Raw genomic sequence first — 12,986 nt, forward strand, 5'->3', positions numbered from 1 at the left:
CGGATCCCGCAGATAGTCCGGGCACCAGCCCGGATGCCCCTGCTGGTCGTCATATTTTTCAAAGTAAGAGCCACGGCTTTGTGAGCTGCGGCTCTGGCTAGACTGCGACGCTGGCTTCAAACCAGGCGCCGCAGGTGTCACAGGTAAAGCCTTGAATCAGATACCGCTCTGCAGCAGCATGTTGCGTATGTGACCGATCGCCTTGGTCGGGTTGAGACCCTTGGGGCAAACATTCACGCAATTCATGATGCCGCGGCAACGGAACACGCTAAACGGGTCGTCCAGTGCAGCCAGACGCTCTTCGGTCTTGGTGTCGCGGCTGTCGGCCAGGAAACGATAGGCCTGCAGCAACGCAGCGGGACCGAGGAACTTGTCCGGATTCCACCAGAACGACGGGCAGCTGGTCGAACAGCAAGCGCACAGAATGCACTCGTAGAGGCCATCCAGCTTCTCGCGTTCTTCCGGCGTTTGCAGGCGCTCGATAGCCGGTGCAGGCGTATCGTTCTGCAGGTACGGCTGCACTTTCTCGTATTGCTTGTAGAAGATGCTCATATCGACGACCAGGTCACGAATGACCGGCAATCCCGGCAAAGGACGAATCACCAGCTTGCCACCCTTCACCACCGCCGACAGCGGGGTGATGCAGGCCAGGCCGTTCTTGCCGTTGATGTTCATGCCGTCGGAACCACACACGCCTTCACGGCAGGAGCGACGGTAGGAGAAGCCTTCATCCTGTTCCTTGATCAGCGCCAGCACGTCAAGAACCATGATGTCCTTGCCGCCGGTGTCGATCTGGAAGTCCTGCATGAACGGCGCAGCATCCTGCTCCGGGTTGTAGCGATAAACACTGACTTGCAACATATCAGCCATCCTTAATAAGTCCGAACCATGGGTTCAAACGTCGGAACTGTCTTCGGCGAGAAGTTGACGGCACGTTTGGCCACACGCTTTTCACCCGGGAAGTACAGGGAATGGCACAGCCAGTTCTCGTCATCGCGATCTTCGAAGTCTTCGCGGGCGTGGGCACCACGGGATTCTTTGCGAACCTCCGCAGCCACCGCAGTCGCCTCGGCCACTTCGAGCAGGTTTTGCAGCTCCAGCGCTTCGATACGCGCCGTGTTGAACGCCTGGCTCTTGTCGGAGATCTTGACGTTGGCGATTCGCTCACGCAGGCCGACCAGTTGCTCGATGCCTTTCTGCATGTATTCGCCGGTACGGAACACGCCGAAATAGTTCTGCATGCAGGTCTGCAGCTCTTTACGCAGCGGCGCAACGTCTTCGCCGGTGGTGCGCTCGTTGACCCCGGACAGACGCTTGAGCGACACCTCGAGATCGGTCTCGGAGGCGCCACGGTAATCGACGCCCTCTTTCAGTGCACGCTCCAGGTGGATGCCGGCCGCGCGACCGAATACCACCAGATCGAGCAGCGAGTTGCCGCCCAGACGGTTGGCGCCGTGCACCGACACACAGGCCACTTCACCTACGGCAAACAGCCCTTCGATGATCTTGTCGTTGCCGTTGGCATCCTGGGTGATGGCCTGACCATGGATGTTGGTCGGCACGCCGCCCATCATGTAATGGCAGGTCGGCACCACCGGAATAGGTGCAACCACCGGGTCGACGTGAGCGAAGGTCTTGGACAGCTCGCAGATGCCTGGCAGACGGCTGTGCAGCACTTCTTCGCCGAGGTGATCGAGCTTGAGCATGACGTGATCGCCATCCGGACCACAGCCGTTGCCGGCGATGATTTCCTTGACCATGGAGCGTGCCACTACGTCGCGGCCGGCCAGGTCTTTGGCGTTCGGGGCATAGCGCTCCATGAAACGCTCGCCATGCTTGTTGATCAGGTAGCCACCTTCACCACGGCAACCTTCGGTCACCAGGGTACCGGCACCGGCAATGCCAGTCGGGTGGAACTGCCACATTTCGATGTCCTGCACCGGCACGCCGGCACGTAGGGCCATGCCCACGCCGTCACCGGTGTTGATCAGGGCGTTGGTGGTGGAGGCATAGATACGCCCTGCCCCACCGGTGGCCAGCACGGTGGCCTTGGAGCGGATATACACGGTCTCGCCAGTTTCGATGCAAATGGCGATCACCCCGACAATCACGCCGTCCTGGTTCTTCACCAGGTCGACCGCGTACCACTCATTGAGGAACGAGGTACCGCTCTTCAGGTTGGCTTGATACAGGGTGTGCAGCAGGGCGTGACCGGTACGGTCGGCGGCGGCGCACGTACGAGCGGCCTGGCCACCCTTGCCGAAGTCCTTGGACTGACCGCCGAATGGACGCTGATAGATGCGCCCTTGTTCGGTACGGGAGAACGGCAGGCCCATGTGTTCCAACTCGAACACGGCTTCCGGACCTACGGAACACATGTACTCGATAGCGTCCTGGTCACCGATATAGTCGGAACCCTTGACGGTGTCATACATGTGCCAGCGCCAATCGTCGTTTGGATCGGCCGAAGCGATGGCGCAAGTGATGCCGCCCTGAGCGGAAACGGTGTGCGAACGAGTCGGAAACACCTTGGTGACTACTGCGGTCTTGTGGCCGCCTTGAGCCAACTGCAGTGCGGCACGCATACCCGCGCCGCCGCCACCAACGATGATGGCGTCATAAGAAAGAGTACGAATAGTCATGAATCAGTTACCCCAAAAAATCTGCACGCCCCAGACGAAGAACGTGAACATGGCAATGCCACACGCCGCCTGAAACAGGAAACGCACACCAGTCGCCCACTTACCCAGCGCCATCGGCGTCAGGTAGTCGGTGGAAATCGTCCACATACCGACCCAGGCGTGAGCGCTGAGCGCTACCAGAGTCAGCAGACTGAAAATACGCATTGCGTTATTGGAGAACAGAGCATGCCACTCGGCATAACCCATGCCGGGGTTGACTACTATGTAACCCAGCAGGAACACCACATAAGCCGCGAGAACCACTGCCGACACACGCTGCGCCATCCAGTCGTAAAGACCTGAACGCGAGAAGTTCGTAACGTTGGTTACCATATCCACACCCCCACCAACACGATCACGACCGCCGAAACGACGAGAACGATTTTCGAGCCCAGCTTGCCGCCTTCCAGCGTCTCACCGATGCCCATGTCCATGATCAAGTGGCGAACTCCGGCCACCAAGTGGTAAAGCAGAGCGGACAGCAATCCCCAGATCACGAACTTGGCCAGCGGGCTGGTCAGACATTCTTTCACCTCGGCGAAGCCTTCCTCTGATGCCAGCGACTTGTCGAGCCCGTAAAGCAGCACGGCAATGCCGACGAAGAGAATGACACCGGAAATACGGTGAAGAATGGACGTGTAAGCGGTGACTGGGAGTTTGATAGTCCTAAGGTCGAGGTTTACAGGTCGTTGGCTATTCACGGCTTTTTTTATCACACTGAGAGCCCCAACTATCAGGGCAAAGTTGTCGGGAAGTGCACTGGTCAGGTACCCATCACCCAAGGAGTGACAACCACCAGAATCAAGGCTCAAAGCCCTTGGTGGTCGGGCGCAGAGTATAGACAGTTAGGTCGCTAATGACAATGAAATAGGTCGCTATTGACAACGCAAATGCCTGCACCTAAAGGCTGATTGCGCGCCCGATTCAATTGGCGTAAACAGCACCATTTTTCGCAAAAAACATCCCGCAAACCCTTCTGCCGCCTAGCTTCGCCCAAATTGACTTTCGAATTTATCTCACTATAGTGATGCCGGCCCTGCGTGGGGGGCCGTCAGATGATTTCAAGCATAACTAGGAGGCCACACATGGCTGACAAAAAAGCGCAGTTGATCATCGAGGGCGCAGCCCCCGTCGAGCTGCCCATATTAAGCGGCACCGTTGGTCCCGATGTAATTGACGTGCGGGGCTTAACCGCCACGGGCCGTTTCACGTTTGATCCTGGCTTTATGTCCACCGCCTCTTGCGAGTCGAAGATTACCTATATTGATGGTGATCAGGGCATTTTGCTGCACCGTGGCTACCCCATCGAGCAGCTTGCCGAGCAATCGGACTACCTGGAAACCTGCTACCTGCTGCTCAACGGCGAACTGCCTACTGCAGAAGAAAAGGCCAAGTTCGTCAGCACCATCAAGAACCACACCATGGTTCACGAGCAACTGAAGAACTTCCTCAACGGCTTCCGCCGCGACGCTCACCCGATGGCGATCATGTGCGGCGTGGTTGGCGCGCTATCCGCCTTCTATCACGACTCCCTGGACATCAAGAACCCGCATCACCGCGAAGTATCGGCCATGCGCCTGATCGCCAAGATGCCGACCCTCGCTGCCATGACCTACAAGTACTCCATGGGTCAGCCGATGATGTACCCGCGTAACGACCTGAACTACGCGGAAAACTTCCTGCACATGATGTTCAACACCCCGTGCGAGATCAAACCGATCAGCCCGGTGCTGGCCAAGGCGATGGACAAGATCTTCATCCTCCACGCCGACCACGAACAGAACGCCTCGACGTCGACCGTCCGTCTGGCCGGCTCCTCGGGCGCCAACCCGTTCGCCTGTATCGCCGCCGGCATCGCTGCACTCTGGGGTCCGGCCCACGGTGGCGCCAACGAAGCAGTACTGGCGATGCTGGATGAGATCGGCGATGTGTCGAACATCGACGTGTTTATCGCCAAGGCCAAGGACAAGGACGATCCATTCAAGCTGATGGGCTTTGGCCACCGCGTCTATAAAAACCGTGACCCGCGCGCCACCGTAATGAAGCAGACCTGCGATGAAGTCCTGAAAGAACTGGGCATCACCGATGATCCGCAGCTGGAACTGGCCATGCGCCTGGAAGAGATCGCCCTGACCGATCCGTACTTCATCGAGCGCTCGCTGTACCCGAACGTCGACTTCTATTCGGGCATCATCCTCAAGGCCATCGGCATTCCGACCAGCATGTTCACCGTGATCTTCGCCTTGGCGCGGACCGTCGGCTGGATCTCGCACTGGAAAGAAATGCTCTCCAGCCCGTACAAGATTGGTCGTCCGCGCCAGCTGTACACCGGTCACACGCAGCGTGACCTGAAGAAATAAACGTCGGGCTTCATCGATGCACCAAAAAAGGCTGCCACTGGCAGCCTTTTTTGCATCCCGAATCATTCACCGGACGAATGACTCGCCGCCGCAGCGCTTCGAGCGTGTAGTAGGGCGCATCCACCACAAAACCAGCTGCCAGCCAGGACGGTATATTCCCCCCCGGCTCGCTATGCATCTGGTAAATCACCTCGACCTCACCTGCCGTTTTCGGGATAAAAGCCCAATAGCCTTCGGCCATGCTCACCCGCACCCAGCCCTTCTGCTCCGGGAGGTAATCGGCAACACCGCTGAGAATTCGGGTGACACTGCCATCGGCACCCTTTCGGGTGGCTACCCGCAACACTGCGTCGCGCGGCCTGACCGGCCACGGCATAGTGAAACGGCTATAGATCCAGCTTTGCCCGTCCTCATGCTTGAGCAGCTTCTGCTCTCGGCACGCATAGATCCAGGCACAGGAACCGCTGACATCCTCCTGCAACGCCAACAAGGTCGGCATATCCGTCTTGAGCCTGACGACGCCACGGTACGCCTGGTACTTCGAACCCGGCACCTTGCGCAGGAACACCTGGATACCGGCCTGATCCTTGACCAGGCGCCAGCCCTCGGCCTGCAAGGGACTGACCGCCGCCAGCAGCGCACCGGTGCATAACAGCATGCCCGCCAACGATCTCACCATTGCCAGCCTCTCGCCTTGACCGCTCCCTCAGCTCGCCAGGGAGGTCTGCTGCTCCAGCCAGCCTAGCAGCTGGATCGCCTCTGCATTGCTTGAACCGCAGACCTCCGGCTCAGGTAAAAACGCCGAGCACACCGCCGGTCGTTCCGGCCTACCGAACAGGCCGCAATGATTATCAGCGGACAGCTGAATACAGCGCTCACCCGCCGCCTTGCCGTGCGGCATACCGGAGATAGGGGAGCTGATCGAAGGAGCAATACAACAGGCACCACATCCAGCGCGGCATTGCATGTCGGTACAACCTCGAGAAAGACGGGACAGGCGGGACGCTCCGGCGATTTTACTCGGGCTGGCGCCCGCGGAACATCCCCCCCTGACCTTCGACAGGCCGGCCTGGCAGACGCCTGCCAGACTGGACATGCCAGGCTGCAAGGCGAACCCGGTCAAGGCTTGTCCGGCACCTTCAAACGGGCAATCAGGCTGGATGTATCCCAGCGCGCGCCCCCCATGGCCTGGACATCGGCATAGAACTGGTCGACCAGCGCCGTGACCGGCAGTTGCGCACCATTGTGCCGTGCTTCTTCGAGCAGGATCGACAGATCCTTGCGCATCCAGTCGACGGCAAAACCGAAATCGAATTCGCCGGCCAGCATGGCCTTGTGGCGGTTTTCCAATTGCCAGGATTGCGCGGCGCCCTTGCTGATCACCTCCATCGCCCCCTGCGCATCGAGACCTGCACACTGGGCGAAATGCAGCGCTTCGGACAACCCCTGAACCAGGCCGGCGATGCAGATCTGGTTGACCATCTTGGTCAGTTGCCCGCTGCCGGCTGCACCCATCAGACGAACCATGCGGGCGTAAGCCTGAATCACCGGCTCGGCACGCGCGTACACATCCACCTCACCACCAACCATCACCGTCAGCGCACCATTCTGCGCACCGGCCTGACCGCCGGACACCGGCGCATCGAGGAAGCCCAGTTGCAGTTCGTCCGCCTTGGCCGCCAACTCACGGGCGACATCGGCCGAGGCCGTGGTGTGATCGACCAGTGCAGCACCCGGCGCCATGCCGGCAAAGGCGCCGTCGTCGCCCAGCACCACACTGCGCAGGTCATGGTCATTACCCACGCAGACCATCACCAGCTCGGCACCCTGGGCCGCCTCACGCGGGGTAGGTGCACTGCTGCCGGCAAACTCGGCCAGCCACTGCGCGGCCTTGGCCGGCGTACGGTTATAAACACACACTTGATGTCCGCTGCGAGCCAGGTGCCCCGCCATCGGATAACCCATTACGCCCAGCCCGATAAAGGCTACCTTCGCCATACACACCTCCGAATTCAGGGATACTCAGCCTAGGGTCTGTTGCCGTTTCAGCGCAAGCCGCGATGAAACGGCAACAGACCCTAACAGGCTGCCGGCAAGCCAGAAAAGCTTCACACACCGACTCTCGAGACAACGACCTTGCAGAACCCTGGAGGACATATGGAACACTGGTTGGTAATCGACCTGGAAGCCACCACCGAAGAAGGTGGATGGCCGCTGGAAGAAATGGAGATCATCGAGATCGGCGCCAGCCTGGTCAGCGCCGCCGGCCGTGAGTTGGATCACTTCCAGCGCTTCGTGCGACCAGCACGACGACCTCACTTGACCCGTTTCTGCCGCGACCTCACCCATATCAGCCAGGCCGATATCGATACTGCGGCGCCACTGAGCGGCGTCTGGCCACAGTTCGAGCACTGGCTGCTGAGCCATCAGCCGCACCTGGTCGGCTGGGCCAGTTGGGGCGAGTACGATCGCCGTCAATTCGAGCAAGACTGGCAGCAATGCCAGTTGGTCAGCTGCCTGAGCCAGATCCCCCACCTCAACCTCAAGCGCCGCTTTGCCGAAGCCCGCCAATTACCCCGTTCGGTCGGCCTCACCACCGCCCTGCAACTGGCCGGCCTGCAATTCAGCGGCGAGCAACACCGGGCACTGACCGATGCACGCAACACCGCCCGGCTGCTGCCCCTGGTACTACCGTTATAAGGCCCAGCAAAGCAGATGACGCACCGCTGCGGCTTGGGCATACTTGCCGGCCTTTTCAGCACAACATCTCAACCCCTTGCGAGGAAATGCACATGTTCAAGGTCAATGAATACTTCGACGGCACCGTCAAATCCATCGCCTTCGGCATGGCTGAAGGCCCCGCTACCATTGGCGTGATGGCCGCCGGCGAATACGAATTCGGCACCGAAAAACTGGAAATCATGCACGTGGTCGCCGGCGCCCTGACCGTCAAACTGCCCGGCAGCGACAGCTGGGAAACCTTCACCAGCGGCAATAACTTCACTGTCCCGGCCAACAGCAAATTCCAGCTCAAGGTAGCAGTCGATACCGCCTACCTGTGCGAATACCGCTAAGGTAATCAGCGCCTGAAAAACCGGCCCTGATGGCCGGTTTTTTTGTTTATGCCCTCAACATCGTGGAACAACCGAATGCCGCGCTCATCGCACTTCGCCCTGGTGATTCTGCCGATCATGCTGCTGCTGATCGCCATGACCTCGATCCAGAGCGGCGCCTCCCTGGCCAAGGGCCTGTTCCCGCTGATCGGCGCCACCGGCACCACCGCCCTGCGCCTCGGCCTGGCCGCCTTGATCCTGTGCGTACTGATGCGCCCCTGGCAAGCACGGCTGAACCTGCGTTCCTGCCGCTCGCTGCTCGCCTACGGCCTGGCCCTGGGCAGCATGAATCTGCTGTTCTATCTATCGCTGCAGACCATCCCCCTGGGCATCGCCGTGGCCCTGGAATTCACCGGGCCGCTGAGCCTGGCCCTGCTGTCTTCGCGACGCCTGCTGGATTTCGTCTGGATCGCCCTGGCGGTCTTCGGCCTCTGGCTGCTGCTGCCCAGCGCACAAGCCGATGTGCAACTCGACCCGCAGGGCATGGCCCTGGCATTGGGTGCGGGCCTGTGCTGGGCGCTGTACATCATCTTCGGCCAGAAAGCCGGGGCCGAACACGGCCGGCAAACGGTCGCCCTGGGCACCATAGTCGCCGCCTTGCTGGTATTTCCGATCGGTGTCTGGCAAGCGGGCAGCAGCATGTTCTCGCTCGACCTGCTGCCCATTGCCCTGGGCGTGGCGGTGCTGTCATCGGCACTGCCGTACAGCCTGGAAATGGTCGCTCTGACCCGCCTGCCGGCGCGTACCTTCAGCATCCTGATGAGCATGGAGCCGGCCATCGCCGCCCTCTCCGGCCTGCTGTTCCTCAGCGAGCGGCTGAGCCTGAACCAGTGGCTGGCGATCAGCGCGATCATCCTGGCTTCGGCCGGCGCGGCAGCGACCATCAGGCCGAAAGGCAAGGTGCTTTAACTCGACAGAGTAGAGGCCAAGCCCCCTTCGAGTGACTACAAGATCTGGTGGGAGGGGCTTTAGCCGCGATCAAGGTGCCGCCGCCTCAATCCGTCGCGGCTAAAGCTCCTCCCACAATGCCAGGCTCTGGGTGTTAACCAACGACCTCAGCCTCGTGGCTGAATTGCAGCTCGGCCAGGCGCGCATAGAGCGGATTGCTGGTTACCAACTCGGCGTGTTTGCCGATGGCCACCAGCCTGCCCTGCTCGATCACCGCGATGCGGTCGGCGCTTTTCACCGTAGCCAGGCGGTGGGCGATCACCAGGGTGGTGCGCCCCGCCATCAGGCGCGGCAGCGCCTGCTGGATCAGGTGCTCGCTCTCGGCATCCAGCGCGCTGGTGGCTTCATCGAGCAGCAGAATTGGCGCATCCACCAGCAGCGCACGGGCGATGGCCAGACGCTGGCGCTGACCGCCGGACAAGCCAAGACCGGCATCGCCCAGATGAGTCTGGTAGCCCTCGGGCAGCTTCATGATGAACTCGTGGGCGTGGGCGGCTTTGGCCGCGGCTTCGACCTCGGCATGGCTGGCATCGGTTCGACCATAGCGAATATTGTCCTCGACCGAGCCGAAGAACAGCGCCGGATTCTGCGACACCAGGGCGAAGCAGCGGCGCAACTCATGGGGATCGAGGCGCTCTATCGGCTGGCCGTCGATCAGGATGCGGCCCTGCTGCGGATCGAAAAAGCGCAGTAGCAGATCGAACAGGGTGGATTTCCCGGCCCCCGACGGCCCGACCAGGGCCAGGGTTTCGCCCGGCGCGACCTTTAGGTCGATGCCATCGACGGCAAAACTGCCAGGCCGCGACGGGTAGGCGAAACGCAGCCCCTGCAGCTCGATGCGCCCCTGTACCGGCTGATCCAGCGCCACTCCATCGGCAATCGGCGGGGTGATTTCGTTGCGCGCCTGCAGCAGCTCGGCGATGCGCTCGGCCGCCCCCGCGGCGCGCTGCAGCTCGCCGATCACCTCGCTGAGAGTGCCGAACGAGCCACCGACGATCAGGCTGTAGAACACGAAGGCCGCCAGTTCGCCGCCGGAAATACGCCCGGCGATCACGTCCATGCCGCCGACCCAGAGCATCACCCCCACCGCGCCGAGCACCAGCACAATGACCACGGTGATCAGCCAGGCGCGCTGGGCGATACGTTTGCGCGCGACATCGAAAGCCGCCTCGGCGGACAGGCCGAAGCGCCGCTTGTCTTCGCTCTGGTGGTTGTAGGCCTGCACCGTCTTGATCTGCCCGAGCACTTCGCCGACATAGCTGCCGACATCGGCCACCCGGTCCTGGCTCAGGCGCGACAGCGCGCGTACCCGCCGGCCGAAAATCAGGATGGGCGCCACCACCAGCGGCAACGCCAGCAGCACGATGCCGCTGAGCTTGGGGTTGGTGACCACCAGCAGCACGCTGCCGCCGATCAGCATGATCAGGTTGCGCAGCGCCATCGACAGCGAGGAGCCGATCACCGACTGCAGCAGGGTGGTATCGGCGGTCAGACGTGACTGGATCTCCGAGCTGCGGTTGCTTTCGTAGAAGCCCGGATGCAGATCGATCAGGTGGTTGAACACCCGTTTGCGAATATCGGCAACGAAGCGTTCACCGATCCACGACACCAGGTAGAAACGGGTGTAGGTACCGACAGCCAGGGCCAGCACCAGCACAAAAAACAGCCCGATCGACTGCTGCAGCGCCTGCGCCGACTGGGTGGCCAGGCCCTGATCGACCAGCAACTTGATGCCCTGACCCATGGACAGGGTGATCGCCGCGGTAAACATCAGCGCCAGCAGGGCCCCCACCACGCGCCAACGATAGGGCGCGACGAAACGCCAGGCCATGTGCAGAGCATTGCGCTGGCGGGAAGACAGGATTGAAAGCATGGTCACTCGCTGCTGGGCGTGTCAGCCCTGAGGGTTATAGGAGGCGTCGCATAGGCCGCCGCAAAAGCGCCCGCGCCCCCGTTAGATGGGGGCGAATCAGGCGCAGATCAAGCAGATCGGTGCTGATGGCCTCGCGCCCCCTTTCAATCATGCAGAAAACGCCGGGCATGGTCGGCGCTCGGCAGCAGGCAGCGGTCATAGCGACCGAACAGGCGGTAGCGATTCAGCGCGATACGGTCGTAACACCAGTCGCGCACAGGTCGGGGGATGACCCGCAGCCAGGCCAAAAAGCGCCAGGGCCCAGGCAGCTGGGCAACGATGCGCAGCAGCGCGTCCGAGCGGACCAGCAACTCGCCCTCCTCGACCAAAGCCATGGTGTCGAAACGCTCGGTGGGCAGGCCGAACCAGGCCAGCAGCACCTGGCCCTGTGCGGACTGCACCGCAGCCAGGCGAAAGCGCTGCTGCGGGTCGTGCCGGATCAGGAACCTGACCCAGCCGTTGCACAGCTTGCACACCCCGTCGAACAGCACCACGCGCTCGCCGGGCTGGATAAAGGGAGGAAGATGTCGATCCGTCATGCTCAACTCCGGCGCCTGGATTGCCCGATGCAACTCCCATCCGGCCAGGGGGATACGCTACAGCCCGCTGAACCTGATGTCATCCGCCCGCCTTGCCCTGCGCCTACAGGTCCGGCCCAGGGCCACGGCAATGCCTACCCGACAGCCCCGGGCATCACTTGCCCACGGGATACAGCAGCTCTTCCTTATAACCCGCCCACACCCGCACCACGTCGGGGAAGGCATCGTCCAACTGCACGTCGCCGCTGTCGACCAGCAAGGGCCGGCCTTCCAGGGTGCCGAGCTTGCGCTTGGTCGCCACCACCCGCAGATGCTCCAGGCCCACGGCGCGCAGCACCCGTGGACTGATCTGCTGGTTGCCGCGGCCGATGATATGGCCCTGGCCGCCGATGGCGGTCACCAGCAGACGCGCCGGATGCCCGGCCACCAGTTCGAACAGCTGGGCCTCGGTGACATCGAGGGCGATCACCTGGCCGTTCTCGATCACATCGACGCCGAGCAGAGTGGTTGTCAGCCCGAGGTTCTGCGCCAGGCCATGCAGGGTCGAGCCGGGGCCGAAGATATAGCGCACATCCGCCTCCCAGCTATCCTGCAGCCAGTCGGCCAGGTCGCCGAGCACCAGTTCTTCGGACTCCACCCCGCCCTGCTTGACCTGCTGCATATAACCGCCCTCCTGCGGCACGGTCAGCTCGCCATACCAGCGCGCCGTCACCTTGCCCTCGCGCAAGGCGTGTTCATCGATATCGCGCACCTCGCCGCTGGCCAGACGCACCAGGCCGCCCTCGATCAGTCGCGCAGTCAACTCGCCAGCGGCGCGCGGACTGACGGCATAGACCCCGGACTGGATCTTCACCCCGGCCGGAATCCCCAGCACCGGCTGCCCTTCGCGCACGGCGGCGCAGACATCCCGCGCCGTGCCGTCGCCACCGGCAAACAGAATCAGTGCGACGCCGGCCTCCTGCAGCTGTTCGACCGCCTTGCGGGTATCCGCCGCGCTGCTGACCCGCCCATGCAACTCACCGAGCACCCGATAACTGAAACCCATCTCGGCCAGCAGATCGGCACCCATCGTCCTGGGAAAGGTTATAAATTCCAGGCGGTCCTGCAGCGCACGCAGACACTCCAGCGCCGTGCGCGTACGCGCTGCCGCCAACGGCTGACTGCCCAGGGCCAGGGCTAGCTCGGCCACGCCATCGCTGCCCTTGAGCCCCGCCGGGCCGCCAAGACCTGCCAGGGGATTGATGATCAAGCCCAAGTGGAATTGCGACATAAACACCTCGTTGCCCCGACTGCCTCAAGGGACTTTTCAACTCATAAGTTTTTTTGGCACAGTGACAACAGAGTCACTTGCGAGCTGTATTTTTTGACGGAACTCCGTCGCTCGATACGGTCAAACCCCGTTCATCCGACTCTTTCAGACCGCGCACACCACC

The 12,986-nt window shown here is 61.7% G+C and carries 14 protein-coding genes; 4 read left to right on the plus strand and 10 right to left on the minus strand.

The window, feature by feature from the left end:
- Positions 1-156: 156 nt before the first annotated feature.
- Genes R3355_RS05045 through sdhC form a run of 4 tightly spaced genes read right to left on the minus strand, consistent with a single transcriptional unit; the run spans position 157 to position 3,394 of the window.
- Positions 157-861 carry a succinate dehydrogenase iron-sulfur subunit gene (locus R3355_RS05045; protein ID WP_318947122.1) on the minus strand — a complete coding sequence of 235 codons (705 nt, stop codon included), beginning with the start codon at positions 859-861 and terminating at the stop codon, positions 157-159.
- 11 nt (positions 862-872) lie between these two features.
- A complete protein-coding gene (sdhA, locus tag R3355_RS05050) occupies positions 873-2,642 on the minus strand; it encodes a succinate dehydrogenase flavoprotein subunit (RefSeq protein ID WP_318947123.1) in 1,770 nt (589 codons plus the stop codon).
- Positions 2,643-2,645: 3 nt separating this feature from the next.
- A complete protein-coding gene (sdhD, locus tag R3355_RS05055; protein ID WP_318947124.1) occupies positions 2,646-3,014 on the minus strand; it encodes a succinate dehydrogenase, hydrophobic membrane anchor protein in 369 nt (122 codons plus the stop codon).
- Positions 3,008-3,394, minus strand: coding sequence for a succinate dehydrogenase, cytochrome b556 subunit (gene sdhC, locus R3355_RS05060; RefSeq protein WP_318947136.1), 387 nt, complete (start codon positions 3,392-3,394; stop codon positions 3,008-3,010). The genes sdhD and sdhC overlap by 7 nt, the downstream gene beginning before the upstream one ends.
- Before the next feature lie 372 nt (positions 3,395-3,766).
- Here sdhC and gltA point away from each other — a divergent pair, with 372 nt between their 5' ends.
- The gene (gltA, locus tag R3355_RS05065; RefSeq protein WP_318947125.1) at positions 3,767-5,041 is read left to right on the plus strand and encodes a citrate synthase; all 1,275 of its coding nucleotides are present in this window, start codon (positions 3,767-3,769) and stop codon (positions 5,039-5,041) included.
- A gap of 10 nt (positions 5,042-5,051) precedes the next feature.
- On the opposite strand, the gene R3355_RS05070 is transcribed toward gltA, so the two are convergent.
- From R3355_RS05070 to R3355_RS05080, 3 genes are all read right to left on the minus strand, one after another.
- Complete coding sequence (locus R3355_RS05070; RefSeq protein WP_318960461.1) at positions 5,052-5,699, minus strand: START domain-containing protein; 648 nt, start codon at positions 5,697-5,699, stop codon at positions 5,052-5,054.
- Positions 5,700-5,747: 48 nt separating this feature from the next.
- Positions 5,748-6,008 (minus strand): YkgJ family cysteine cluster protein, encoded by a 261-nt coding sequence (locus R3355_RS05075; RefSeq protein ID WP_318960323.1) that lies wholly within the window; start codon positions 6,006-6,008, stop codon positions 5,748-5,750.
- A gap of 152 nt (positions 6,009-6,160) precedes the next feature.
- Entirely contained in the window at positions 6,161-7,039 is an 879-nt protein-coding gene (locus R3355_RS05080; protein ID WP_318960324.1) for an NAD(P)-dependent oxidoreductase, read from the minus strand.
- 159 nt (positions 7,040-7,198) lie between these two features.
- Here R3355_RS05080 and R3355_RS05085 point away from each other — a divergent pair, with 159 nt between their 5' ends.
- From R3355_RS05085 to rhtA, 3 genes are all read left to right on the plus strand, one after another.
- On the plus strand, positions 7,199-7,741 hold the full coding sequence (locus R3355_RS05085; RefSeq protein ID WP_318960325.1) for an exonuclease domain-containing protein: 543 nt from the start codon (positions 7,199-7,201) through the stop codon (positions 7,739-7,741).
- A gap of 92 nt (positions 7,742-7,833) precedes the next feature.
- Positions 7,834-8,115, plus strand: coding sequence for a pyrimidine/purine nucleoside phosphorylase (locus R3355_RS05090; protein ID WP_318960326.1), 282 nt, complete (start codon positions 7,834-7,836; stop codon positions 8,113-8,115).
- 75 nt (positions 8,116-8,190) lie between these two features.
- On the plus strand, positions 8,191-9,063 hold the full coding sequence (rhtA, locus tag R3355_RS05095; protein ID WP_318947130.1) for a threonine/homoserine exporter RhtA: 873 nt from the start codon (positions 8,191-8,193) through the stop codon (positions 9,061-9,063).
- Positions 9,064-9,196: 133 nt separating this feature from the next.
- Here rhtA and R3355_RS05100 read toward each other — a convergent pair whose 3' ends face one another.
- The 3 genes from R3355_RS05100 to R3355_RS05110 form a co-directional block, all read right to left on the minus strand.
- Positions 9,197-10,975: an ABC transporter transmembrane domain-containing protein gene (locus tag R3355_RS05100; RefSeq protein ID WP_318960327.1), complete on the minus strand. Its 1,779-nt coding sequence runs from the start codon at positions 10,973-10,975 to the stop codon at positions 9,197-9,199.
- Between the two features lie 143 nt (positions 10,976-11,118).
- Positions 11,119-11,553, minus strand: a complete 435-nt coding sequence (locus R3355_RS05105; protein ID WP_318960328.1) for a thiol-disulfide oxidoreductase DCC family protein — start codon at positions 11,551-11,553, stop codon at positions 11,119-11,121.
- A 154-nt stretch (positions 11,554-11,707) separates the two neighbouring features.
- Entirely contained in the window at positions 11,708-12,823 is a 1,116-nt protein-coding gene (locus tag R3355_RS05110) for an ATP-NAD kinase family protein (protein ID WP_318960329.1), read from the minus strand.
- Positions 12,824-12,986 lie beyond the last annotated feature (163 nt).

It is taken from the genome of Pseudomonas sp. (genome assembly GCF_033723075.1).
Classification (GTDB): Bacteria; Pseudomonadota; Gammaproteobacteria; order Pseudomonadales; family Pseudomonadaceae; genus Aquipseudomonas.

Excerpts from the sequence above, each read along its gene's own strand:
- R3355_RS05110 (WP_318960329.1), bottom strand. The coding sequence starts at position 12,823 with ATGTCGCAATTCCACTTGGGCTTGATCATCAATCCCCTGGCAGGTCTT.
- rhtA (WP_318947130.1), top strand. The coding sequence starts at position 8,191 with ATGCCGCGCTCATCGCACTTCGCCCTGGTGATTCTGCCGATCATGCTG.
- R3355_RS05105 (WP_318960328.1), bottom strand. The coding sequence starts at position 11,553 with ATGACGGATCGACATCTTCCTCCCTTTATCCAGCCCGGCGAGCGCGTG.
- R3355_RS05090 (WP_318960326.1), top strand. The coding sequence starts at position 7,834 with ATGTTCAAGGTCAATGAATACTTCGACGGCACCGTCAAATCCATCGCC.
- sdhD (WP_318947124.1), bottom strand. The coding sequence starts at position 3,014 with ATGGTAACCAACGTTACGAACTTCTCGCGTTCAGGTCTTTACGACTGG.
- R3355_RS05070 (WP_318960461.1), bottom strand. The coding sequence starts at position 5,699 with ATGCTGTTATGCACCGGTGCGCTGCTGGCGGCGGTCAGTCCCTTGCAG.
- gltA (WP_318947125.1), top strand. The coding sequence starts at position 3,767 with ATGGCTGACAAAAAAGCGCAGTTGATCATCGAGGGCGCAGCCCCCGTC.
- R3355_RS05045 (WP_318947122.1), bottom strand. The coding sequence starts at position 861 with ATGTTGCAAGTCAGTGTTTATCGCTACAACCCGGAGCAGGATGCTGCG.
- R3355_RS05080 (WP_318960324.1), bottom strand. The coding sequence starts at position 7,039 with ATGGCGAAGGTAGCCTTTATCGGGCTGGGCGTAATGGGTTATCCGATG.
- R3355_RS05085 (WP_318960325.1), top strand. The coding sequence starts at position 7,199 with ATGGAACACTGGTTGGTAATCGACCTGGAAGCCACCACCGAAGAAGGT.
- R3355_RS05100 (WP_318960327.1), bottom strand. The coding sequence starts at position 10,975 with ATGCTTTCAATCCTGTCTTCCCGCCAGCGCAATGCTCTGCACATGGCC.
- sdhA (WP_318947123.1), bottom strand. The coding sequence starts at position 2,642 with ATGACTATTCGTACTCTTTCTTATGACGCCATCATCGTTGGTGGCGGC.
- R3355_RS05075 (WP_318960323.1), bottom strand. The coding sequence starts at position 6,008 with ATGCAATGCCGCGCTGGATGTGGTGCCTGTTGTATTGCTCCTTCGATC.